The 21,876-nt window shown below is 57.2% G+C and carries 18 protein-coding genes, 3 tRNA genes and 2 rRNA genes; 5 read left to right on the top strand and 18 right to left on the bottom strand.

Annotated elements, in window-relative coordinates; translation table 11 throughout:
* Window positions 1-171: 171 nt before the first annotated feature.
* The 3 genes from HMPREF2971_RS00680 (at window position 172) to HMPREF2971_RS00670 (ending at window position 2,010) form a co-directional block, all read left to right on the top strand.
* Window positions 172-336, top strand: a complete 165-nt coding sequence (locus HMPREF2971_RS00680) for a hypothetical protein (RefSeq protein ID WP_005504128.1) — start codon at window positions 172-174, stop codon at window positions 334-336.
* A 533-nt stretch (window positions 337-869) separates the two neighbouring features.
* Window positions 870-1,190 carry a glutaredoxin domain-containing protein gene (locus tag HMPREF2971_RS00675; protein WP_060824126.1) on the top strand — a complete coding sequence of 107 codons (321 nt, stop codon included), beginning with the start codon at window positions 870-872 and terminating at the stop codon, window positions 1,188-1,190.
* A 1-nt stretch (window position 1,191) separates the two neighbouring features.
* Window positions 1,192-2,010, top strand: a complete 819-nt coding sequence (locus tag HMPREF2971_RS00670) for a shikimate 5-dehydrogenase (RefSeq protein ID WP_049326840.1) — start codon at window positions 1,192-1,194, stop codon at window positions 2,008-2,010.
* A 336-nt stretch (window positions 2,011-2,346) separates the two neighbouring features.
* Here the strand turns inward: HMPREF2971_RS00670 and HMPREF2971_RS00665 are convergent, their stop codons facing one another.
* Both HMPREF2971_RS00665 and HMPREF2971_RS00660 read right to left on the bottom strand, forming a co-directional pair.
* A complete protein-coding gene (locus HMPREF2971_RS00665) occupies window positions 2,347-3,183 on the bottom strand; it encodes a rhomboid family intramembrane serine protease (RefSeq protein ID WP_070690595.1) in 837 nt (278 codons plus the stop codon).
* Between the two features lie 171 nt (window positions 3,184-3,354).
* Window positions 3,355-3,882, bottom strand: a complete 528-nt coding sequence (locus HMPREF2971_RS00660; protein WP_005508008.1) for a peptidylprolyl isomerase — start codon at window positions 3,880-3,882, stop codon at window positions 3,355-3,357.
* A gap of 173 nt (window positions 3,883-4,055) precedes the next feature.
* Between HMPREF2971_RS00660 and HMPREF2971_RS00655 the strand changes: the two genes are divergently transcribed.
* On the top strand, window positions 4,056-4,391 hold the full coding sequence (locus HMPREF2971_RS00655; RefSeq protein ID WP_049345994.1) for a hypothetical protein: 336 nt from the start codon (window positions 4,056-4,058) through the stop codon (window positions 4,389-4,391).
* 251 nt (window positions 4,392-4,642) lie between these two features.
* Here HMPREF2971_RS00655 and rrf (HMPREF2971_RS00650) read toward each other — a convergent pair.
* From rrf (HMPREF2971_RS00650) to dnaA, 16 genes are all read right to left on the bottom strand, one after another.
* A 5S ribosomal RNA gene (gene rrf / locus HMPREF2971_RS00650) occupies window positions 4,643-4,759 on the bottom strand.
* A 3-nt stretch (window positions 4,760-4,762) separates the two neighbouring features.
* Window positions 4,763-4,835: transfer RNA gene (locus HMPREF2971_RS00645), tRNA-Ala, on the bottom strand.
* Between the two features lie 91 nt (window positions 4,836-4,926).
* Window positions 4,927-6,126, bottom strand: a complete 1,200-nt coding sequence (locus HMPREF2971_RS00640) for an acetamidase (RefSeq protein WP_246825006.1) — start codon at window positions 6,124-6,126, stop codon at window positions 4,927-4,929.
* A gap of 207 nt (window positions 6,127-6,333) precedes the next feature.
* Window positions 6,334-6,786 carry a DUF3349 domain-containing protein gene (locus HMPREF2971_RS00635; protein ID WP_049345093.1) on the bottom strand — a complete coding sequence of 151 codons (453 nt, stop codon included), beginning with the start codon at window positions 6,784-6,786 and terminating at the stop codon, window positions 6,334-6,336.
* A gap of 50 nt (window positions 6,787-6,836) precedes the next feature.
* Window positions 6,837-7,130 carry a hypothetical protein gene (locus tag HMPREF2971_RS00630; protein ID WP_044149971.1) on the bottom strand — a complete coding sequence of 98 codons (294 nt, stop codon included), beginning with the start codon at window positions 7,128-7,130 and terminating at the stop codon, window positions 6,837-6,839.
* Between the two features lie 14 nt (window positions 7,131-7,144).
* The gene (locus HMPREF2971_RS00625) at window positions 7,145-8,371 is read right to left on the bottom strand and encodes an inorganic phosphate transporter (RefSeq protein ID WP_049354138.1); all 1,227 of its coding nucleotides are present in this window, start codon (window positions 8,369-8,371) and stop codon (window positions 7,145-7,147) included.
* A 590-nt stretch (window positions 8,372-8,961) separates the two neighbouring features.
* Window positions 8,962-9,078 (bottom strand): 5S ribosomal RNA (gene rrf, locus HMPREF2971_RS00620).
* A 3-nt stretch (window positions 9,079-9,081) separates the two neighbouring features.
* Window positions 9,082-9,154, bottom strand: a tRNA-Ala gene (locus HMPREF2971_RS00615).
* 144 nt (window positions 9,155-9,298) lie between these two features.
* A tRNA-Ile gene (locus HMPREF2971_RS00610) sits at window positions 9,299-9,372 on the bottom strand.
* A 198-nt stretch (window positions 9,373-9,570) separates the two neighbouring features.
* Complete coding sequence (locus HMPREF2971_RS00605; protein ID WP_012902635.1) at window positions 9,571-10,167, bottom strand: DUF3566 domain-containing protein; 597 nt, start codon at window positions 10,165-10,167, stop codon at window positions 9,571-9,573.
* Window positions 10,167-12,797 carry a DNA gyrase subunit A gene (gene gyrA, locus HMPREF2971_RS00600; protein ID WP_070690591.1) on the bottom strand — a complete coding sequence of 877 codons (2,631 nt, stop codon included), beginning with the start codon at window positions 12,795-12,797 and terminating at the stop codon, window positions 10,167-10,169. The genes HMPREF2971_RS00605 and gyrA overlap by 1 nt, the downstream gene beginning before the upstream one ends.
* Window positions 12,798-12,876: 79 nt before the next feature.
* A complete protein-coding gene (gene gyrB, locus HMPREF2971_RS00595) occupies window positions 12,877-14,913 on the bottom strand; it encodes a DNA topoisomerase (ATP-hydrolyzing) subunit B (protein ID WP_070690584.1) in 2,037 nt (678 codons plus the stop codon).
* A gap of 414 nt (window positions 14,914-15,327) precedes the next feature.
* Entirely contained in the window at window positions 15,328-16,023 is a 696-nt protein-coding gene (locus HMPREF2971_RS00590; RefSeq protein ID WP_005504102.1) for a DciA family protein, read from the bottom strand.
* The gene (gene recF / locus HMPREF2971_RS00585) at window positions 16,016-17,257 is read right to left on the bottom strand and encodes a DNA replication/repair protein RecF (RefSeq protein WP_070690582.1); all 1,242 of its coding nucleotides are present in this window, start codon (window positions 17,255-17,257) and stop codon (window positions 16,016-16,018) included. The genes HMPREF2971_RS00590 and recF overlap by 8 nt, the downstream gene beginning before the upstream one ends.
* 241 nt (window positions 17,258-17,498) lie before the next feature.
* Window positions 17,499-18,623, bottom strand: coding sequence for a DNA polymerase III subunit beta (dnaN, locus tag HMPREF2971_RS00580; RefSeq protein WP_070542277.1), 1,125 nt, complete (start codon window positions 18,621-18,623; stop codon window positions 17,499-17,501).
* Window positions 18,624-19,424: 801 nt separating this feature from the next.
* Window positions 19,425-21,125, bottom strand: coding sequence for a chromosomal replication initiator protein DnaA (dnaA, locus tag HMPREF2971_RS00575; RefSeq protein WP_049341944.1), 1,701 nt, complete (start codon window positions 21,123-21,125; stop codon window positions 19,425-19,427).
* A gap of 569 nt (window positions 21,126-21,694) precedes the next feature.
* On the opposite strand from dnaA, the gene rpmH reads away from it, so the two are divergent.
* A complete protein-coding gene (gene rpmH, locus HMPREF2971_RS00570; protein WP_005504094.1) occupies window positions 21,695-21,832 on the top strand; it encodes a 50S ribosomal protein L34 in 138 nt (45 codons plus the stop codon).
* Window positions 21,833-21,876 lie beyond the last annotated feature (44 nt).

The following is a 21,876-nucleotide window of genomic DNA, read 5'->3' as shown; positions in this document are numbered from 1 at the left end:
CCTATAGTCCGGCATATGGATGGCATCTACACTGGGTTCGACCGTCACATACAAGCCCAGCTTGCAGGTTTCGTCCACCAAAGCATCACACTCCAGTTTTCTGCCCGCTCCGGGCAGGCCCCTCACCAAGAGTGAGGCTTTAGAGCGCGAAAGCGCAGAAAGGAGGCCCCCGTGGGCTTCGATATCAAGGGTACCGTTGAGCAGGGCCTCGACAAGGCTCAGGAAGTCATCAACGAGAAGGCTGGCAAGGAGGTCGTCACCGACGAGCACGTTGCCAAGGTTGAAGAGGTCGTGACCGAGAACGTCTCCAAGCTGACCGAGAAGTTCGGCAAGTAAGGCGATAGCCTCCTTTGGATTGGCGCCCTGCCTCGCTTCCTCGTGGGGTAGGGCGCCATTTCCCTGGGTTTGCATTACAGGCTTTCACTCAACGGCTTTCACTCAACATCTCTCTCAAATAATGGGGCGTTCTGCCCCGCCTGGGTTCTTTCATTCACCGACTCACTCGGCATATTGCTCAGCTTCGGTTACCGCATGGTAGCCTGTTTTCACTCTTCTTTTACTCTTACTCAGCACAAGTACTCGCGCTTTCTCGCGAACTGTATACGCCCCGCATCATTGGTCCGGCAACCTTGGTGTGGGGCGTATGCCGTTAATGCGCAGGGTGAAGGCTTCTTGAGCGCAGGGTGAAGGCTTCTGCGGGAGTGCTGCACGGGTTGTGGGAGTGCGGCGCGGGCGTTCGCCCTATGAGGACCTCTCCCCCGCCCCTGCACGCTCAGCTATGCTTGATATGTCAACTTATTGAGCTTGCGCCCTCAGGCAGGTTTCAGCGCCTCCTGAAGACCGCGGAGCACCCCGTCTATGGAGGAACTATGTTTGAACGTCAGCAGTCCGATCAGCAGAAGGCACGCGAGGTCATGAAGGATGGCGGCGTCGTCATTTATTGGCGCCCCGGCTGCCCCTACTGCGAGGCTCTGGATTCTAAGCTGGGCGAGCTGGGCGACCACGCTACCTGGGTGAACATTTGGGAGGATCCGCAGGCTGAGGCGCACGTGAAGTCCCTCAACGACGGCAACGCGACCGTCCCCACCGTGGACACCGGCGACACCCACTTTGTGGTCGCTGACCTGGTGAGCCGAAACAAGGTGAAGAAGCTGATTGAGAACACTCTCGACGCTGGCGGCGAGGCTTAAGATGGCTCGCCCGGCGCTGAACCGCGATACGACGGTCTGCATTTCCCTGTCTGGTCGCCCGTCGAATCACGGTATTAAGTTCCACAATTACCTGTACGAGAAGCACGGTCTGGATTACCTGTACAAGGCGATGACCACCACCGATATTGAGGGTGCTATCGCCGGCGTGCGTGCTCTGGGTATTCGTGGCTGCTCGGTGTCTATGCCGTTTAAGCAGGCTGTTATCCCGCTGATGGACGATATGGACCACTCGGCTGCGGTTATTGGCGCAGTGAACACGATTGTGAACACTGACGGCTTCTTGAAGGCGTACAACACGGATGTGATTGCGGTGGCTTCCCTGCTGCGTTCGCATAACGTGGATCCCTCTCTGCCGTTCCTGCTGCGCGGTTCGGGTGGTATGGCGGCTGCGGTGGCTGGTGCGTTCTTCGACGCGGGCTTCTCGCAGGGCATGATTATTGCCCGCAATGAGGAGACCGGCCGCGCGCTGGCCGAGCGTTACGAGTACGCGTGGGCGCCGGAGGTGGGTAACCTGCGTGCACCAATTCTGGTGAACGTGACCCCGATTGGCATGGCCGGCGGTGAGGAGAGCGAGGAGCTGTCCTACCCCGAAGAGGCTATTGCCGAGGCGCAGGTTGTTTTCGACGTGGTGGCAATGCCCGTTGAGACTCCGCTGATTCGTGCGGCTCGTGCGGCCGGCAAGGAAGTTATTCACGGTGGTGAGGTGATTGCTCTGCAGGCTGCTGAGCAGTTCCGCCTGTACACCGGCGTGGAGCTGACCCCCGAGGAGGTTGAGGAGGCGGAGGCTCAGGCGAACTAGGTTCGCGCCCGCTGCTTCTTCGCCCCGTGAGGGGCTCGATACGCAAAAGTGCCCGGAAGGTTTATCCTTCCGGGCACATTTTGTTGGTGCGTAGCACCGGAATTTTTTGTAATTACACACACCCTGGTATTTAAGGTTTTCCACATCTGTGGAGAAATCTGGGGAAAACTCTTACACCCGTGTAATTCACTCTGTGTAATTCGGTCATTCTAGCCTGTATCCACAGGTTTTTAACATGTACTCACACTCGTGGAATTACACGAATGTAGTTATACACAATGTGGAAAACTGCTGTGGATAACCCGACTCCGAGGCGGATTTCCGCGGGTTTCAGGCTCAATAGCGGCCCTTGAACCGCCGCTGCAGGCCCTGTTGCGGCGGCTCCGAAGATTCAGATGACTCGGGCTTCTTCACGAACGGAATAATCAGCAGGGTCGCGAGCGCGCCACTGACAAGACCGCCAAAGTGTCCCGCGTGGGAAATATTCGGGTGGAAGAGGCTCTGCACAACATCAATACCCATGAGCAGAATAAAGAGGCGTGCGGTGTCCTTCTGCTTCCTGATGATTAGCAGGGTCAAGAAAGAGCCCATGAGGCCGAATAGACCACCGGAGGCACCCACCACGCTGGTGTCAGATGCCAGCACGTACACGCCGAGGGCGCCGAAGACGATAGAGCCCAGGTACACGAGGAGGAACTTCCACCGCCCCATCATGCGTTCGAGGGACACGCCGTAGATGAAGAGGTTAATCATGTTCCACACCAGGTGCATCGGGTCGTTCTGCATGTGCAGAAAACCGTAGCTGATGATGCGGTAGTACTCGCCATGCTGGACGTAGGGCCACCAGATGTTGCCGTGCCTAACCACCCATTCATTGGGAATGATCTGCTGCAGACCGTACATCGCGACGTTAATCAGAATGAGCGTGTACGTAATGTGCCAGTGGCGCGCCAGGAATGAGCCCTGTGCTTTCGAACCTTGCGCCTTCGAGCTGCCGCCCGTGAGGTCGCGGTAGCAGTCGGGGCAGACCATGCCCACATCCAGCGCTACCTGGCATTCGCCGCAGACGGTGCGGTTGCAGCGCTTGCACTGGGCGTAGCTAACGCGGTTGGGGTGGTTGACGCAGACGGTTGGGGTCTGCCCGTAGCCTGCGTAGTTGGGAAAGTTCTCCACTGAACCTCCAGGGGTTGTGTACCGGATCAACCGGGGTGGTGTGCGGGGGATGGCGCGCGCGGGCATATAAGCGCAGGGACCCACCGGAAGAATCCTGGCGGGCCCCTGAACTATACGTGTTTTCTCAACACCTTCAGCAGAATGCTCGTATGAGCCTTCCGATGGGGTTTATTAGAGCTTTTCGATGTCGATCGAGGAGATGACAACGTCCTTGACCGGGCGGTCCTGGAAGCCGGTCTCAACGCCCTCAATAGCGTCAACAACCTTCTTGGATGCCTCGTCGGTAACCTCACCGAAGATGGTGTGGCGGCCGTTCAGCCAAGGGGTCTCAACGGTGGTGATGAAGAACTGAGAACCGTTGGTGCCGGGGCCTGCGTTAGCCATTGCCAGCAGGTAGGGCTTGGAGAAGGAGAGTTCGGGGTGAATCTCGTCCTTGAACTGGTAGCCGGGGCCACCAACGCCCATGCCCAGGGGGTCACCACCCTGAATCATGAAGTCCTTGATGATGCGGTGGAACACGACGTCCTTGTACAGGGGGGTGTTCATGATTTCACCGGTGCGGGGGTGCTTCCACTGACGGGAGCCGTCAGCGAGGCCGATGAAGTTTTCAACAGTCAGCGGTGCGTGGTTGCCGAAGAGCTCGACGACAATGTCACCGTAGTTAGTGTGGATAGTTGCCTTAGCAGTTGCATTAGTCATGGCTCTATTGTGGCACGGGGTGGCGCTCATTCGCCATCTAACATGTTTTTTCGCCCCGGGCGCACCGTTGGGCGGGCTTTTTGGGCGGGAATTGAATATCCTGAGAGGTGAACACTACGCGCGCGGCGGCGTTTTCTGCCTGCTGGCGCATTTCAACCGATGGAGGTCACCCCATGTTCTGCTGCAAGAAGCGTAAGGCACGCAAGGCTGCTAAGGCTCAGGCTGTTGTCTCTTCCCTGGCTGCTGTTGAGTCCGCGCTGGAAGGCAAGACCGCTGAGATGTTCGCTGAGAAGCTGACCGGCAACAAGAAGGCGCTGAAGAAGGCTCGTAAGGCTACCGCGAAGACCGTTCGCGCCGCTGAGAAGGAACTGGCTCGTATTGAGCGTAACGGCGGCAAGCGCCCCCGTAAGGGCCTGGCGTTCCTGGGTCTGCTGGTTGCTCTGGGTGTTGCAGGCGCAGCAGCTTACAACGCAGCTCGTCCCGTAGAGGACCCCTGGAAGAACGCATAAGCGTTCCCTGTATCTTTTTCTCTAAGGCTTTCTGAGGCGCCGCTGGCGGCGTGAGGGAGTGCTTTATGAAAGATAGCCGCCCGCTAGAGTTTCTGCTCTGGCGGGCGGCTATTGTTTTGGGTTTTTCTTGGTTTTGGAGGGGGGAGGTGGCTGTAGCTAGAGCGCTAACCTTCCCCGGGTATCCCCTTGATATTTCCCGGATACACAAAGAACCCCATGTCTTTCGACATGGGGTTCTCGGTTCAAAAATAAACCGGCGATGACCTACTCTCCCACACCCACAAAAGTGCAGTACCATCGGCGCGAAGAGTCTTAGCTTCTGGGTTCGGAATGGAACCAGGCGTTTCCCTCTTGCTATAATCACCGGAAAGTGGAGGCGAGGGGACTCGAACCCCTAACCCTCTGCTTGCAAAGCAGATGCGCTACCAATTGCGCCACGCCCCCGCGGTGCCCTACTAGTCTATAACACCTTTTGCGGCTTCACCAAATCCCCAGGCACATTTTTTTAGTTAGACCCATCACATTACTGAGGGGTTTAGGTAATAACCTCACCCGGCACCGTCGCCTCACGCTTCGTCAGAGCCTGCAGCGGACCGCTCACTTCCTGCAGATACTTACGAACCGCGGTGCGTTGCGCCTCCTTCGCGGACTCCTCCTTCGACTCGGGAGCCGTGAAACCCAATTTGAACCCATCCCACTGGCTCGCCGACGGATATTTCTCGCGAGCATTCCACACCAGCGAGAACGACGCCAAAGTATTCAGTTCCTTCTTCGTGGCGGCCTTCGACAACACATCAGCGACCGTTGCCACACGCGAAGACTCGGCAACACTCACCGAAATCTTCGACTGCGCGCCCGAGGGCAGGCTCAGCGCCTTCTCCGGAGCCAACTGAATATTCAGGTGAACCTGCTGCACCCGCTCGTTCTTCAAATCCAGCTCAGCCAGAGTACGGAAGCGCTTCAGCAGGGACTCATAGTTCTCATCAATCACAACGGCGTTCAGACGCAGCTCATCGGCCAACAGGCCCACCTGCGCATAGCTCGCGGTGGTACCCAACGCCGCATTAGCGGTCAGCACCTTCAGCCACTGCTCTTCCTTCAGGGTTGCCGATTCATTCACGCGCAGCGGGCTCACCGGCGCATCCGTAGCGGTATTAGCGATGTTCTGCGGGTCATTCGCCGAGTCCACACCTCCGTAGGTGACGCTCAGCCGATGCAAAGAGCCATAAACGGACAGATTCGTCAGCGCTGTAGCAGCCGCTGCCAAGTCGGCCTGCGCCGCCTGCGTGAGGGAGAAAGAACCCACCAGGCGCAGATCCTGTTCACTACGCCCCTTACCCACATAGATACGCCCCAGCGACTCAATCTTCAGGTAGCGGGTATCAATATTCTCGCGAACCAGACGCTCACGACGCGCCAGCAGCTTCTCATTTGAAACCACCACCGCCGCGTCCTCACCCAGCACACCGGTGGCGGCGATCTGCGGCATTGCGGCAAGCACCCCGGCGGCGGCAACCACGCCGCCGGTCAGAAGCAGGGAACGGCGGGGCACCACGAGGCGGCGCACCTGCCCGGCAATAGCCTCTTTAGCGGCATCTACGCGGGTAGAGGGGGTCTTAGTCACAGAGTCCTCAGCGGCAACGGATGCTGCCTCAGAAGAGCCCTGAGAGGCTCCCCGGGTAGAAGTATCGGGAATGTGAGAGTTCTCGGGTTCCAAAGAAGGGGAAGAAGACACAGAATCTCCAGGATGCAGGGCGAGCGCAAAGCCCACCAACGGTTTGAGGGGAGTGAAGTCCCTCTAGAATACCGCCCGCACCTATGCGCATGCCGACAACCCGCTGCGCATCCATCGCAAGGGCATAAAGAAAACCTATGGGGTGGACTCAGTCCACCCCATAGGTCACAAGCTTCATGAGAGCTCTGAACTCTCAGCGCAGATTATTTAAGCTTCCTCAGCCGAAGTAGCATTCGGAGCCGGGATATTAGCCGACTCAGCAGCAAGCTCCGCAATGCGAATCTCGCCGGTCGTCGGATCCTCATACGCAACGTACTCGGTGCCGCCTGCGGTGGGCTCCGCATCCTCGTTCACGTGGTTCTCCGCAATCAGGAAGCCGTGTGCACCAAGAATCTTAGCGACGCGGTCAATATCCTGAGGAGTCGGAGTATGGTCCACCACGCGGCGAATGTACTCATTAATGCGCTGGTCACTCACATACGCCTCACCACGGGCAGCGCGAGACTGCATGAGCTGACGAACAACTTCCTGCAGCTGCTCATCGGTCAGACGCATCTTCAAAATAGCCATCACTGCCGCGCGGTCCTGCACCGGAACATCCTTGGGATACCCGACGCTCAGCCAGTCGATTACTCGAGAGATCATGCTCTTATCAGGCATCGAGCCCCTCCTTCGAAGCAGTCATCATATGCAATTTAGTGTTCACGGGATTAGTGGCCTCCACCGGTTACGCCGAAGATATTCCAGCCGAAAGTGTGGTCGATAAAGTCCTTAGCGACCCAGAGAATACCGATGATTACGATTGCTACGATAATAGCAAAAATGCAGAACGCAGCAATCTTCGCCGCCGTTCCCGGAGGCTCAATTTCAACGAGCTTGCCGTCCGCGGTGTACTCGGTACGACCAGCCAGCATACGCAGACCCAGCGCATAGAGCGCCGGAAGGCCCGCGCCAAAGAACAAACCGGCAATCAGCACCGGAATAACCTTGTTCACAATGTCCATCAGATATTCCACGACTACGAACCTGCCTTCTCAGTAGCAAGGGTCTGATCTGCGGATGCGTCAGCGCTGGTGACTGCAGCGCCTTCCTTTTCATCCCAGTCGCCAGTCACGTTCGAAGCGTCAATGTTGTCCTTCTGGGAATGACGCCACATCAGGAAGCAGAAGATCACCAGCAGAGCGAACACGGTCATTTCGCCAACAAACTGGGTGCCGGTCAGAGCATTCAGGCCGTGACCAATCAACCAGGTCAGAGCACCCACAATCGCGGCAGCCGGCAGGGTAATCAGCCAAGCAACCACCATGCGGCCAGCAACAGACCAGCGAACCTCAGCACCCTTACGTCCCAGACCACTACCCAGAATCGAACCGGACGCCACGTGAGTGGTCGACAGAGCCATACCGAAGTGGGAAGAGGTCAGAATAATCGCAGCAGATGCACCGTCAGCGGCAACGCCCTGCGGGGTATCCACCTCAACGATGCCCTTACCGAGGGTGCGGATAATACGCCAGCCACCCAGGTAAGTACCCAGAGCAATAGCGATAGCACAGGAAGCCTTCACCCACAGGGGGATCGCATCATCGTTGCTCAGGGTGCCCGAAGCAACCAGAGCCAGGAAGATCACGCCCATGGTCTTCTGCGCATCGTTAGTGCCGTGCGCCAGAGACATCAGGGATGCGGTCGCGACCTGTCCCTTACGGAAGCCGCCGTGCTTACGGTCGTCAGCCACCGGAGCAGCGATACGGTAGACCAGCCAGGTGCCGGTTGCCGCCACAATAGCCGCAATGACGGGGGAGAGGACCGCGGGAACAATAATCTTGGACAGAACGCCCATCCACTGCACGCCGTCAAAGCCGATCGCGACAATAGCCGAACCAATCAGGCCACCAAACAGAGCGTGCGATGAGGAGGAGGGAAGACCCAGAAGCCAGGTCAAAACATTCCAGAGGATGCCGCCAACCAGGCCGGTAAAGACGATAAGCATCAGCGCCGGGCCGTCTGTTGTTACATCGATACGATCCAGGTTCACGATGCCGCTACCAACCGAGCGTGCCACCTCAACAGAGAGGAACGCGCCGACGAGGTTCAGGGACGCAGACAGCGCCACGGCGGTCTTAGGCTTCAGCGCACCGGTGGCGATGGAGGTTGCCATCGCGTTGCCGGTGTCGTGGAAGCCATTCGTAAAGTCGAAGGCGAGCGCGGTCAGCACCACGATCACGAGAATAATGAGTTCTGTAGTCACAAGAAAATTATCTGTCGGTTTTCGCGAAATCTAAAGTATTCCGAATTAACACGAAATAACAGATAAACCCACGGCATTGAGCGGATTTTTATGAGGGTTTTACTATAGAGCCCATATTTCAGGGGAAACTCTCCCGATATTCCGCGGAAAAAAGGGTGCACCTATCGGAATGCTTAAGTTGGTTTATGTGGCTTATGCGAGAGTGCGGGGGAGAGGGGTGATTATATCCATCAAGAGGCTAAAGTGTGTTCACCAAGTGTTCACTTTCAGGAACCTCCCAGCTTTCTTTTTGTGACACACCTTTATTATTCAGACCTCATTTAGGTCACCGAGCTACCCACACGGGACACCCCTGTGGGTTTTACGGCGCGGGGCTTTCTGCGGAGCACATTCTCCACAGTAGGGGTTTCCTACAGCCGTGCACATTCGAATATCACGAAGAATTGAATCTATACCCGCGGCGCACGCAGCACATCAACTTCGCGAGGTATTCGCATCTATTCCCCCGCATCACATCAGCAGATACAACAACTTCGGCGAATACAACAAAAAACCCCGCATCTTTCGATACGGGGTCTTTCTCAAAAATAAACCGGCGATGACCTACTCTCCCACACCCACAAAAGTGCAGTACCATCGGCGCGAAGAGTCTTAGCTTCTGGGTTCGGAATGGAACCAGGCGTTTCCCTCTTGCTATAATCACCGGAAAGTGGAGGCGAGGGGACTCGAACCCCTAACCCTCTGCTTGCAAAGCAGATGCGCTACCAATTGCGCCACGCCCCCGTCTCAGCGGAAACCACTGTTTAGTTATTTTTCCAAGCCTTCACGACCTCATTGCTCTGGTACTTTTTCAGAACCATCACAGTAACACACGAAAGAACAGCAAGAATCAATAATTTCTTCATTATTGCCTTTCATAGTGTGGAGTGGGCGTACCAAGAATCGAACTTGGGACCTCTTCGTTATCAGCGAAGCGCTCTAACCGTCTGAGCTATACGCCCTCCTTCTGCGGAATTTCTTCCGTAGAACGAGATATAACTATACAGGTGTTTGAAGGTAACACCAAATCGAAAAAGCATGTTCTGTATCACACTTTAATATTGGGGGTTCCCGAGCATACAGAGCGGGGCATGCAGAACGGGCGGCACCGCCTCCACCAGAGACAGAACCGCCCGCACACAAAGCTCAAAAGCTACAAACTAGGACTCATCACTCAGAGTCAAGGTCACGCCACCAACCAGCTTCGCAGCCAGGTTGTACAGAATCGCGCCAATCATACCCAGCAGAGTAAAGACCACAGTGTTGACCACAGCAAAAATAGTAGTCACCAAAGCAACCTGACCCAGCGAAATCATCTGCGAAATATCCACAGTGGTCGAACCGGTACCCAGCGAGCTAATCAGCTGGTTCACACCGGTAAACGCACCAGAAGCCTGCAGGAACAGCCAGAGAATCACCGAAGCCACGACGGTCACGATACCCAGGGCAATAGACAGCAGGAAGATCAGCTTAGCAACCGACCACGTATCAACCTTCTGAACCACCAGACGCGCACGACGAATCTTCGAACGCGGCGCCGGACGCACCAGCTGACGGCGCGAACCGGTCGGACGCTTAGCGTTTACAGGGCGCTTGCCGACAGGACGCTTAGCGGTACCGCCAGGACGAGCCTGGCCCGAACGCGCCTGAGCCGGGCGACGCGCGCCAGCCTTAGCCGCACCCGAAGACTTAGATGCACCAGCCGACGCCGAACGCTGTGCCGACGCAGGAGAGGAGCTCGCGGGAGTGCTGCTCATTAGTTACCTCCAGTAGCGGTGAGATCGGCAGCCGCCGCTTCACCCTCGTTGTCCGTACCGGGCGCCTCAGAAGACTCCGAAGCCTCGGTGTTCTCAGTGGTTTCATCGTCGCTATCATCCAGCTGACGATCCTGGTTGCGTGCAACACCAATAATAGAATCGCCCTTACCGGGCTTTGCAAAGATAACACCCATAGTATCGCGTCCCTTCGCAGGAACCTCATTCACGTTAGAACGAACGACCTTGCCGCTGGCCATAACCACCAGCACCTCGTCCTCTTCGTCCACAATGAGGCCACCCACCAGGGCGCCACGATCCTCAACTAGCTTAGCAACCTTAATGCCGAAGCCGTTACGGCCCTGCACGCGGTACTCATCCACGCTCGTACGCTTCGCGTAACCACCCTCAGTGACCACGAAGACGAAGGAACCCTCAGTAACCACATTCGCAGAAATCAGCTCGTCGCCCTCACGGAACTTCATACCGGTCACACCGGAGGTCGAACGACCCATCGGGCGCAACGACGCATCATCAGCGTGGAAGCGTAGCGACATACCGTTACGCGACACCAGCAGAATATCGTCCTTATCCGAAACGGTGAACGCCGAAACAACCTCATCGCCCTCACGCAGGTTAATCGCAATCAGGCCGGCAGTACGGTTCGTATCGTAATCGCTCAGGCGGCTCTTCTTCACCATGCCGCCGCGAGTAGCAAGCACCAGGTACTCAGCATCCTCATAGCTCTTCAGCTCCATCACCTGAGCAATATGCTCACCGCCCTGGAACTCCAGCAGGTTCGCAATGTGCTGACCCTTCGCGTCACGACCGGCTTCCTGCAGCTCGTAACCCTTCGCACGGTACACGCGACCCAGGTTCGTGAAGAACAGAATCCAGCTGTGCGTAGTCGTCACAAAGAAGTGCTCCACCACGTCATCACCGCGCAGCGAGGCACCCTTAATGCCCTTACCGCCGCGGTGCTGGCTACGGTACTGATCACTGCGGGTGCGCTTAATGTAGCCGCCGCGAGTAATCGTAACCACGACCTCTTCCTCAGGGATGAGGTCTTCCATAGACATGTCGCCGTTGTAGCCGTACATAATCTGGGTGCGACGCTCATCGCCGTAGCGGTTCACAATCTCGCCCAGCTCCTCAGAGATAATCTCGCGCTGGCGAGTCTCCGAAGCAATAATCGCGTTGTACTCAGCGATCATGCGCATCAGCTCATCGTGACGATCCTGAATCTTCTGACGCTCCAAAGCAGCCAAACGACGCAGCTGCATGTTCAGAATTGCCTGAGCCTGAGCCTCATCAATCTGCAAGAACTCCATCAGGCCGCTACGCGCCTCATCAGCGGTGGGGGAGCGGCGAATCAGGGCAATAACCTCATCCAGAGCATCCAGAGCCTTCAGCAGGCCACGCAGGATGTGCGCCTCTTCCTCCGCCTGACGCAGACGGTAACGGGTACGACGAACGATAACGTCCATCTGGTGATCCACCCAGTGACGCACAAACGCGTCCAGGGACAGGGTACGCGGCACACCATCAACAATGGCGAGCATATTCGCGGAGAAGTTCTCCTGCAGCTGGGTGTGCTTGTACAGGTTGTTCAACACAACCTTCGGGGAAGCATCACGCTTGAGCACAATCACCAGACGCTGACCGGTACGACCCGAAGTCTCATCGCGAAGATCCGCGATACCGGTGACCTTACCGTCCTTGATGAGCTCAGCAATCTTAATCGCCAGGTTATCCGGGTTCGCCTGATACGGCAGCTCAGTGACCACCAGGCAGGTACGACCGTGGATTTCTTCCACGTTGACCACCGCGCGCATGGTGATGGAGCCACGACCGGTGCGGTACGCATCCTCAATGCCCTTGGTGCCCAGAATCTGTGCGCCGGTGGGGAAGTCGGGGCCCTTAATGCGCGCCATCAGAGCGTTCAGCAGCTCATCATTGGTGGCGTGCGGGTTCTTCAGGAACCACTCCACACCCTCAGCAACCTCACGCAGGTTATGCGGCGGAATATTGGTCGCCATACCCACAGCAATACCCGAAGAACCGTTGACCAGCAGGTTCGGGATGCGCGCGGGCAGAACGGTAGGCTCCAGGGACTTGCCGTCGTAGTTGGGCTGGAAATCAACGGTGTCTTCGTTGATGTCACGCACCATCTCAAGGGCGATGGGAGCCATCTTGGTCTCGGTGTATCGAGGCGCTGCGGCACCGTCGTTACCGGGGGAGCCGAAGTTACCCTGACCCAGAGCCAGCGGGTAACGCATAATCCAGCTCTGAATCAGACGCACCAGAGTGTCGTAGATAGCCCTATCGCCGTGGGGGTGGAACTGACCCATTACGTCGCCAACCACGCGGGCACACTTATTGAAGGATCGGTCCGGGCGGTAGCCGCCGTCGTACATCGCGTAGATCACGCGGCGGTGCACGGGCTTGAGGCCGTCACGCACATCCGGCAGGGCGCGGCCAATAATAACCGCCATTGCGTAGTCCAGGTAGGAACGCTGCATTTCGGTCTGCAGGTCCACCTGTTCAATGTGACCGTGGTGGTCTACATTTTCAGCGCCACCGTTGCTAACTACATCAACCTCAGTGGATTTATTCTGCTGTTCTTCGCTCATTACTTTCTCATTCCTCAATGACTCGCTCGGCTATATAGCTCATTTGGCATATTCCATACGGGGCATATGCCGTTTCGGGCTAGATATCGAGGAATCGAATGTCCTTTGCGTTCTGCTGGATAAACTCACGGCGAGCTTCAACGTCCTCGCCCATCAGAACAGAGAAGATCTGGTCAGCCGCCGCTGCGTCTTCCATCTTCACCTGCAGCAGGGTGCGGCGAGCCGGATCCATGGTGGTATCCCACAGCTCGGTGTAGTCCATCTCACCCAGACCCTTGTAACGCTGAATGCCGTTATCCTTGGGCAGGCGCAGGTTCTTCGCCGCACCACGAGCCAGAGCCTCATCACGCTCAGCGTCCGAGTACACATAATCGTGTGGAGCGTTCGACCACTTGATGCGGTACAGCGGCGGCTGAGCCAGGTACACGTAACCCGCCTCAATCAGCGGACGCATAAAGCGGAAGAGCAGAGTCAGCAGCAGGGTCGTAATGTGCTGGCCGTCGACGTCCGCATCCGCCATCAGAACAATCTTGTGGTAGCGTGCCTTCTCAATATCAAAGTCATCACCAATGCCGGTACCGAAAGCGGTAATCATCGCCTGAATTTCAGCGTTGGACAGGGCGCGGTCCAGGCGAGCGCGCTCAACGTTCAGGATCTTACCGCGCAGCGGCAGAATAGCCTGAGTGTTCGGGTCGCGACCCTGAACAGCCGAACCACCCGCAGAGTCACCCTCCACCAGGTAAATCTCAGAGATCGACGGGTCCTTCGAGGAGCAGTCCTTGAGCTTACCGGGCATGGAGCTAGTCTCCAGCAGGCCCTTACGGCGGGTCGTCTCGCGTGCCTTACGGGCTGCAATACGCGCCTGAGCGGCGGTGATTGCGCGGCGCACGATGTCCTTCGCCACCGCGGGGTTACGACCGAACCAGTCGCCGAGGTGATCGTTCACCTCACGCTGGGTGAAGGACTTAGCCTCCGAATTACCCAGCTTGGTCTTGGTCTGACCCTCGAACTGCGGCTCAGAAATCTTAATCGAAATCACCGCAGTCAGGCCCTCACGCACGTCTTCACCGGTGAGGTTATCGTCCTTATCGCGCAACAGCTTGTTCTCACGCGCGTAACGGTTCACCAGCGAGGTCAGAGCGGCACGGAAACCCTCTTCGTGAGTACCGCCCTCGTGGGTGTTAATCGTGTTCGCGTACGAGTAGACGGACTCCTTGTAGGCGCCAGTCCACTGCATCGCCACTTCCAGGCTCATGTTGCGCTCAGTGTCTTCGGCTTCAAAGGAGACAATCTCCTCGTTCACGATGGTCTTCGCGCCTGCGTTGAGGAAGTGTACGTAGTCGAACAGGCCGTTGTCGTAACGGTAGGTGACAGTCGTGAAACCCTCAGCGTTCGCGTGCACGCGGTTGAGGATGTTTTCCTTCTTCTCACTCTCTTCAGCAACCTCGTCACCGACGAACTTCTCGCGCTCATCGGTCAGGGTGATGGTCAGGCCCTTGTTCAGGAATGCCATCTGCTGGAAACGGGCGCGCAGAGTCTCAAAGTCGAACTCGACGGTCTCGAAAATCTCCGGGTCCGGGTAGAAAGTCTGAATGGTACCGGTCTTATCGGACGGTTCACCCTTACGCAGGGGGCCGTCCGGCACACCGCCATTAGAGAAAGAAATGTGCCATGCGTAGCCCTGGCGGTGCACCTCGGTAATCACGCGGGTGGACAGCGCGTTCACCACGGAGATACCCACACCGTGCAGACCACCAGAAACAGAGTAGCCGCCGCCGCCAAACTTACCGCCAGCGTGCAGCACGGTCATAACGACCTCAACGGTGGACTTGTGCTCGGTGGGGTGCTCATCCACGGGAATACCGCGGCCGTCATCCTCTACGCGAACACCGCCGTCAGCCTGGATGGTCACGTCAATTTTGGAGGCGTAGCCGGCGAGCGCTTCGTCGACCGAGTTATCTACGACCTCGTAGACCAGGTGGTGCAGACCGCGCTCAGTGGTCGAGCCAATGTACATGCCGGGGCGCTTGCGAACCGCTTCCAGACCTTCCAGCACGGTAATATCGGATGCACCGTATTCATGCTGCTGTTCAGATGCATTCTGTTCAGATGCCACGAGGCAGAACTCCTTGAGTAGATGATGCAACCGGCGAAGAAAAGTTACGGGTAGCCAAGAGCGGAGCCTAGAACGCCTCACAGGGGCACAAGAAAGTGCCTGCACAACCCGCGTTGCCGGTGGTGCCCATAGGTGGGCACACTTTACGCATTGTCTCTTTTATTTTACCGAGCAAGAGAGCTTAAAACCATCTACGGGCGTCATTTATTGAGCTTTTTGCAGGCTATTACCCGCTCAAAAGCCCGCAAAGGCGGTTTAGAGTGGTTCAACCCCCTCTTAAGGTAGGGGGTACAGTTCACAGCCTCGTGAGGGTTGCCGGCGCTTCTATAGCTTTCATAGCGTGCAGAAAAAGGCTTATTTTGACCTAACACCGTTCAACCAGAAGGTGCTCGAGGGTCGGGGGCACCCAGAAGGCTACCCGTAGGTGTCGCGCACGCCGCGCATACCGGTGGCACGCCGATAGCCTCGCTGGTTCCAGCGTCCGTTATTCGGGCCCAGTACGCGAACCTGAGCTACGACACCCTCACCCAGTTCGCGGCGGAAAAGCTCGATGAGGTGCCCGTGCATCAGGCGCAACTGAGTCGTCCAGGCGGTAGAGTCGCACTGGACTTCAACAATGGAGTTTTCGAAGCTGATCGGGCGGGTGTGTGCCGCAATTTCAGGACCCACTAGCTCGGCCCAGCGAGCCAGCACGCTAGAGACTGCCACGGGCTCTTTCCAGCCGCGAGAACGAATCAGAGCACTAACAATGCCGCCAAGGGGTTTGGGGTCACGAGAGCTCTCTCCGGGGCCGCTATAGCCACCCATGATGCGGGGGTCCCATCCCTGCGCTCGCCGTGATTTCTTTTTCGAGGCGACACCGGACATGACCGCACCAAAATCGCGCATGATTTTATTCGCAGAGAAGGCGTTCAGAGGTGCCTCGCCGCGTTCTTGAGCCGCCACTCGCATACGGGTCAGTAGGGCGGAGGGGGCGTCCACCTCATCACGGTAGAACTCACCCACGCCGTCAACCTCGCGCGGGTTTTGGGGCTCCGCAAACTGCGGTTCCGCGAATTCATCGAATGTTTCACGTGAAACATGGTTTTGAGGGTGAATGGGGTTACTCATCGCCGTCACCCTCCGCGAGCGCAGAAACGGTCGAATTCGGCTGCCCCGCAGAGTCAGTGACAGGACCAGCGGCAGGCTGCACATACTCGGCGCGCCCCGCCGTCACCGACACCAGGCGGTAGTCGCCCAGCTCCTCCGGAATATCGCTGAGCACCGCGCAGGTAATCAGCACCTGCTCCGCATCGGCAACCATCGCGCCCAGGCGGTGGCGGCGCGCAGAATCAAGCTCCGCAAACACATCATCAAGAATCAGAATCGGCGAAGAACCCACCGAGGAGTCATCCTCAACATGCACAAACCAGGACGCCAACTTCAGCGCCAGAGCAAAAGACCAGCTCTCACCGTGCGAGGCAAAATACTTCACCGGCATACCACCGAGCAGCAGGGTAATATCCTCACGGTGCGGACCCACTAGGGTCACGCCACGCTCAATCTCATCGCGTCGACGCTCCGCAAAACCACGCATCAAAGCCTCCTTGAGGTCCTCAACGCGCATCAGCGCCGCATGCTCGATCGAGCGCTCGCCCATGCTCGAAAAAACAGTCGACTCATAGTTGAAACCGACCTCTTTAGAGCCGTCCGTCAGCCCCGCGTAGGCGCGGCGAAGCTGCGGCAAAAAACGCTGCAACAGACGAAAACGCGCAGAAAGCAGCTGAGCGCCCAGAGTCGACAGCTGCTCATCCCATACCGAGAGCGTGCTCAAAGCGTTCTCGTCCCGCGCGTTACGCTGCATGGATTTCAGCAACGAATTACGCTGCCGCAAAATCCGCTCGTACTCGCTACGGTACCCGGAAACCACCGGACGCAAGGAGCTTGCCAAATCGTCCACAAAACGACGACGACCCGCCGGGTCCCCCTTCACCAATTGAAGATCCTCAGGGGAAAACAGCACCGTGCGGGCAATGCCCAGCGCCTCCCTGGCGCGCACCGGCGCGGCACGATTAATGCGCACCCGGTTACTCTGCCCCGGAGCAATCTCAAACTCGGTCACCGTCTGCTGCGAACCGCGCACCGTACGGGTACGAATATAGGCGCGCGAAGCACCCGCCCGAACCAGCGGCCCGTCATGGCTCACGCGGTGCGAAGAGAGCGACGCTGCATAGTCGATTGCCTCAACAATATTGGTTTTCCCCACACCGTTCGAACCCAGAAACACCGTAACTCCCGCCGAAAGAGGCAGGCTCAGCAGAGCGTAGGTGCGGTAATCCAACAACGAAATATGGTCGATATACACCGGAAGCTCCTTTCACGGGGGTCATACACGGATTCTTAGCTAGCGGTTCTTAGCTCGGGGTTCTTCTCTTAGGGGGGCTTCACGGCACCCGGCTGGAGGGCACGCACCGGACTGGAGGTCACAGCGAGAGGTCACAACACTAGGTTTTTCCGCGCGGATGAGCACAGAAAAACAGCGCAACCCCGCACATACCCACGATGCATAGGGCACCGAAAGACGTACGGGGCGGCAAAGGCTGAAACTAGTTCGACGGTAGGCGGACCGGCATCAGCAGGTAACGGTAGTTGCGGTCATCCTCAGCCAGAGGCTCGTCCTGACCGGAAATCACGGCGGGCTTCGGCGCATCGGTAAAGGAGAAACGAACGAACTCAGTACCGAAAACCTTCAAACCATCCGAGAGGTAGGCGGGGTTGTACGCAACGGTGATGTCATCACCGGACAGGTGCGCCTGCAGAGTCTCGGAAGCCTGAGCCTCATCACCGCGGCCGGCATCAATAGCAACCGAACCCTGAGTGAACTTCAGACGCAGGGGAGTGTTACGCTCCGCCACTAGGGAGATACGGCGAGCAGCCTCGGCCAGGTCGGAGGTGCGAACCACCGCGTGAATCGGGGTCTGCTCGGGGAACAGGGCACGGATGTTGGGGTAGTCGCCGTCCATCAGGACGCTGGTGGTGCGGCGGGTACCCGCTGCGAAGCCGATTAGCTCGCCGGCGGCGGGCAGGGCGATAGACAGTTCGCCGGAACCGGAGAGGGTGCTACCGACCTCGGAGACGGTCTTAGCCTTCAGCAGCACAGCCGCCTGAACATCGGGGTTACGCGGGTTCCATTTAATCTCGCGCATTGCCAGGCGGTAGCGGTCGGTGGCGAGCAGGGTCATGGTGTCGCCATTGATTTCAACGCGGATACCGGTCAGCAGCGGCAGGGTCTCATCCTTGGACACCGCAATCTGAACCTGCTTGACGGCTTCAGCGAATTCGGCGCCGTCCACGGTACCGGAAATTTCGGGAAGCTCGGGAAGCTCGGGGTAGTCCACGACCGGCATGCCAGCCAGCTGGAAGTTAGCGGAACGGCAGTGAAGACGAATCACGGACTCATCTGCAGTGAACTCGACGGGTGCGTTCGGCAGGGAGCGGCAAATTTCTGCCAGGATCTTGCCGGGAACCAGGCACACGCCTTCTGCTTCAACATCGGCTGCAATGACCTGACGGGCGCTGGTCTCGTGATCGAAGCTTGCGATGCTGACCTCACCTGCGGAGGCGGTAATCAGCAGACCGTTGAGTACGGGGGAGGTGGGACGCAGCGGAAGTGAGCGTGCCGTCCAGCCGACTGCTTCGGCAAGGACATCGCGTTCAACGGTGAATTTCATCGAGAAGGCGCCTTTCACGGAATTGGAGAGTCATTTTGGGGCGCACGTAAAGCTTATGGGCGAAAGAGCCGGAAATATCGCGTGCTCTGATGCGCAGTGAATCTTCCGCGCGCGCGTCTATCCATCCTACCGGATTTTGTAATTACACAGAGACTCGAAAGTCGATCCTGCAGCGAAAAATCGGGTGAGATGAGGCATGCAGAGCCGCTGTATTTTTGTAATTACAAAGATAGGCGGAAGGCGTAGCAAACCCAGTCGAAAACAGGTTCGAATTAGGTAATGGTTCGGTGTTGGTTTCTTCTTCAAACCCAACCTTCAAATCCAAACCCAGAGATAGCGTGCAGCTATCGATCCAAATCCGCGAAAATCTACGTTTTCAGTAGGGGCGCACAGAAAAACCTGAACCAGCCCAGTTGGTCGAGCAGAACTACTTGTTATGGGGAGGATTTTTTCTTTAAGTACAGTAGTATTATTAACGCTTGTGGAAACGGTGGAAAACCCCTTCCTTGCCTGCAATGACGCGGAAGTAGCCTGTGGACATTAAGTGGAAGAATCCACTCAGTGCTGAGGATGTATTGTGTATGGATATTTATACATTTCCTCGATTCCACACCTTTTGAATATTCATGCACTTAACGTCCACACGAACGCATGAGTTAAAGCACAGCTTATCCACACCCCGAAAATCCAGTGTTGAGAGTCGCTAAAATCCTTGAATCCAGCGTGAAGCCCCTGCCTCGAAGCCTATAAAACACCTAGTCGAGGCACAAAATAAGCTACGGGACAGGGACAAAAGCACATCTAGCCGGCGGCGCGCTGCTCCTGGCGGATCAAGTTCGTCAGCTCAGTCACCTGATTGAAAATCGTCTGACGCTCCGCCATCTGCGCGCTCACCTTACGCACCGCGTGCATCACCGTCGTATGGTCGCGACCGCCCAAATCGTTACCAATACGCGGCAGAGACATCTCGGTCAGCTCACGCAGAAGATACATCGCCACCTGACGCGCATTCGTGAGCGTACGGGTGCGAGACTTCGACTGCATATCCTCAATGGACACATCAAAATACTTCGCCACCGTCGCCAAAACCAGCGCCGACGTAATCTCCGCACCACCGGTATCAGAGAGCAAATCCTTCAGATAGGTCTCCGCCTCAGCCAGGGTAATGGGCTCCGGCGGCTTCTTCATCGAGGCGGCAGCGCTCGCACGAATCAGAGCACCCTCCAACTCGCGAATATTGGCCGTGACATGGGAAGCAATGTACTCCATGACGTCATCGCGCACCGGCAAAATCTCGTTCTGAGCCTTCTTCCGCAGAATCGCGATACGAGTCTCCAGCTCCGGAGGCTGCACATCCACATTCAGTCCCGAACCGAAACGCGAACGCATACGCTCAGCGAAACCGGTCAGCTGCTTCGGCGGCAAATCAGAGGTAATCACAATCTGCTTCTGGTGGTTGTACAGGGCGTTAAACGTATGGAAGAACTCCTCCATCGTCGCCTCTTTACCCGCCAAAAACTGGATATCGTCAATCAGCAGAACATCAACATTGCGGTAAATCTGCTTGAACGACGAACCCTCATCGTCACGAATCGAGTTAATGAAGTCATTCGTGAACTCCTCAGAATTCACGTAGCGCACCCGCAAATTCGGGTACAGATACTTGGTGTAGTGGCCGATCGCGTGCAGCAGGTGGGTCTTACCCAGACCCGAACCGCCGTAGATGAACAGCGGGTTGTAGACAATGCCGGGCTGCTCCGCCACCGCGAAAGCGCTCGCGTGCGCAAAGCGGTTGGACTGACCGATCACGAAGGTGTCGAAGGTATAGTTTGGGTTCAGGCGGGCAGAGCTGTCCCAAGTCGGCGCGTTTTCCGGGTCTTCATGCGGATGCACCTGCTGGGCCTCCGGTACCGCCGGGGCGTCCGGAACGAAAGTGGGTGCCGGGTACTCGCGAGGCGCACCCGCAACAGGAGCCACCGGAGCAGCCTGCTGCGCGGAGGGGAATCCTGCACGCTCCGCCTCCAAGGCGTGTAGGGAGGGGCGGGTGACTTGCTCATCAGCGGGCACCTCGTAGTGGTCAGGACCCGGATGTGGCTCCGTGTAGTACTCAAAAGCGCGCGAACCGGCGGGTGCCTCAGGATGCGCAGAAGCCGCCGGAACGACAGCAGGTGCGTGCGACTGCTCAGCAGGCACCTCACGCTCACCATGGAAAACGTCCTGATTTGCAGGTTCAACCGGAATCATCGACTCATTCACATCGAAAAGCGCGGTGGTCGACGGGCCAAATGCCTCGTGCAGAGCCGCACGGAACGAAGCGCTAATCTGCTCCTCAAAGACCGCACGGGTGAGCTTATTCGGCACCTCAATGATGAGGCGAGAAGAACCCATCAATCCCTGAGGCTGCGCAAGATTCACGAAACCGCGCTGACGTGCCGTTACCGCCGGATCGGCGGCAAGAATGGAGAGCAGATGCGCCCAGCGCGCCTGAAGGGAGTCGGTCATGGAATTCTTTACTTTCACTCGATGTGAAGCGGTGGTGCAGTAAAGAAATCATGCCGGAAACCACCGCGAGGTCATTAAGATTCTACCCGCTTAATACACAGGGGGAGAAAGTTATCCACAAGAGTTTTCCACACGGTGGAAAACTTGTAATTACAGAGGTGGATAAGCGGTGGATTTAAGTGTATAACAGGTCTTCTTCCCTGATATTTAGCGGAAAACTCCAAAAGCTCAAGGGTGTGGATAACTCGCTGATAGTAGGAGGTATGGGTGGGATATGCACCATGGTGGATACCGTACCGCCGCAAATATCCCCAGGTTTACACCCCAAGATCACGTAGCGTCTCCACAGCCTGTACACCCGCCGCAATCACCGCCTCCACGCCACAAACGAGCCCGGAATCACGCGGAAAAAAGCGTTAAGAACTTGATTTACGCCCTCCACTCTTCTAAAGTTGTGCTGTTGTGTGTGCACCGCCTACTGCGAATAGTCGCGGTACCTCCGTGCACCAAGAAGCGTACGGTTCCGATACCCGTGAGGGCACGAACCGCAAAAATCAAGGAGACAAAGTATGAGCAAGCGTACTTTCCAGCCGAACAACCGCCGTCGCGCTAAGAAGCACGGCTTCCGTCTGCGTATGCGTACCCGTGCAGGCCGCGCGATTCTGTCGAGCCGCCGCGGTAAGGGTCGCGCAAAGCTCTCGGCCTAATCACGGCATATAGTTCGCCCGCCGATGCACACGCATCGGCGGGG

Origin of the sequence: Rothia sp. HMSC066G07, assembly GCF_001814485.1 — a bacterium.
Classification (GTDB): domain Bacteria; phylum Actinomycetota; class Actinomycetes; order Actinomycetales; family Micrococcaceae; genus Rothia.
The sequence above is the reverse complement of the archived record's forward strand: the minus strand, read 5'-3'. Positions and strand labels throughout refer to the sequence as shown.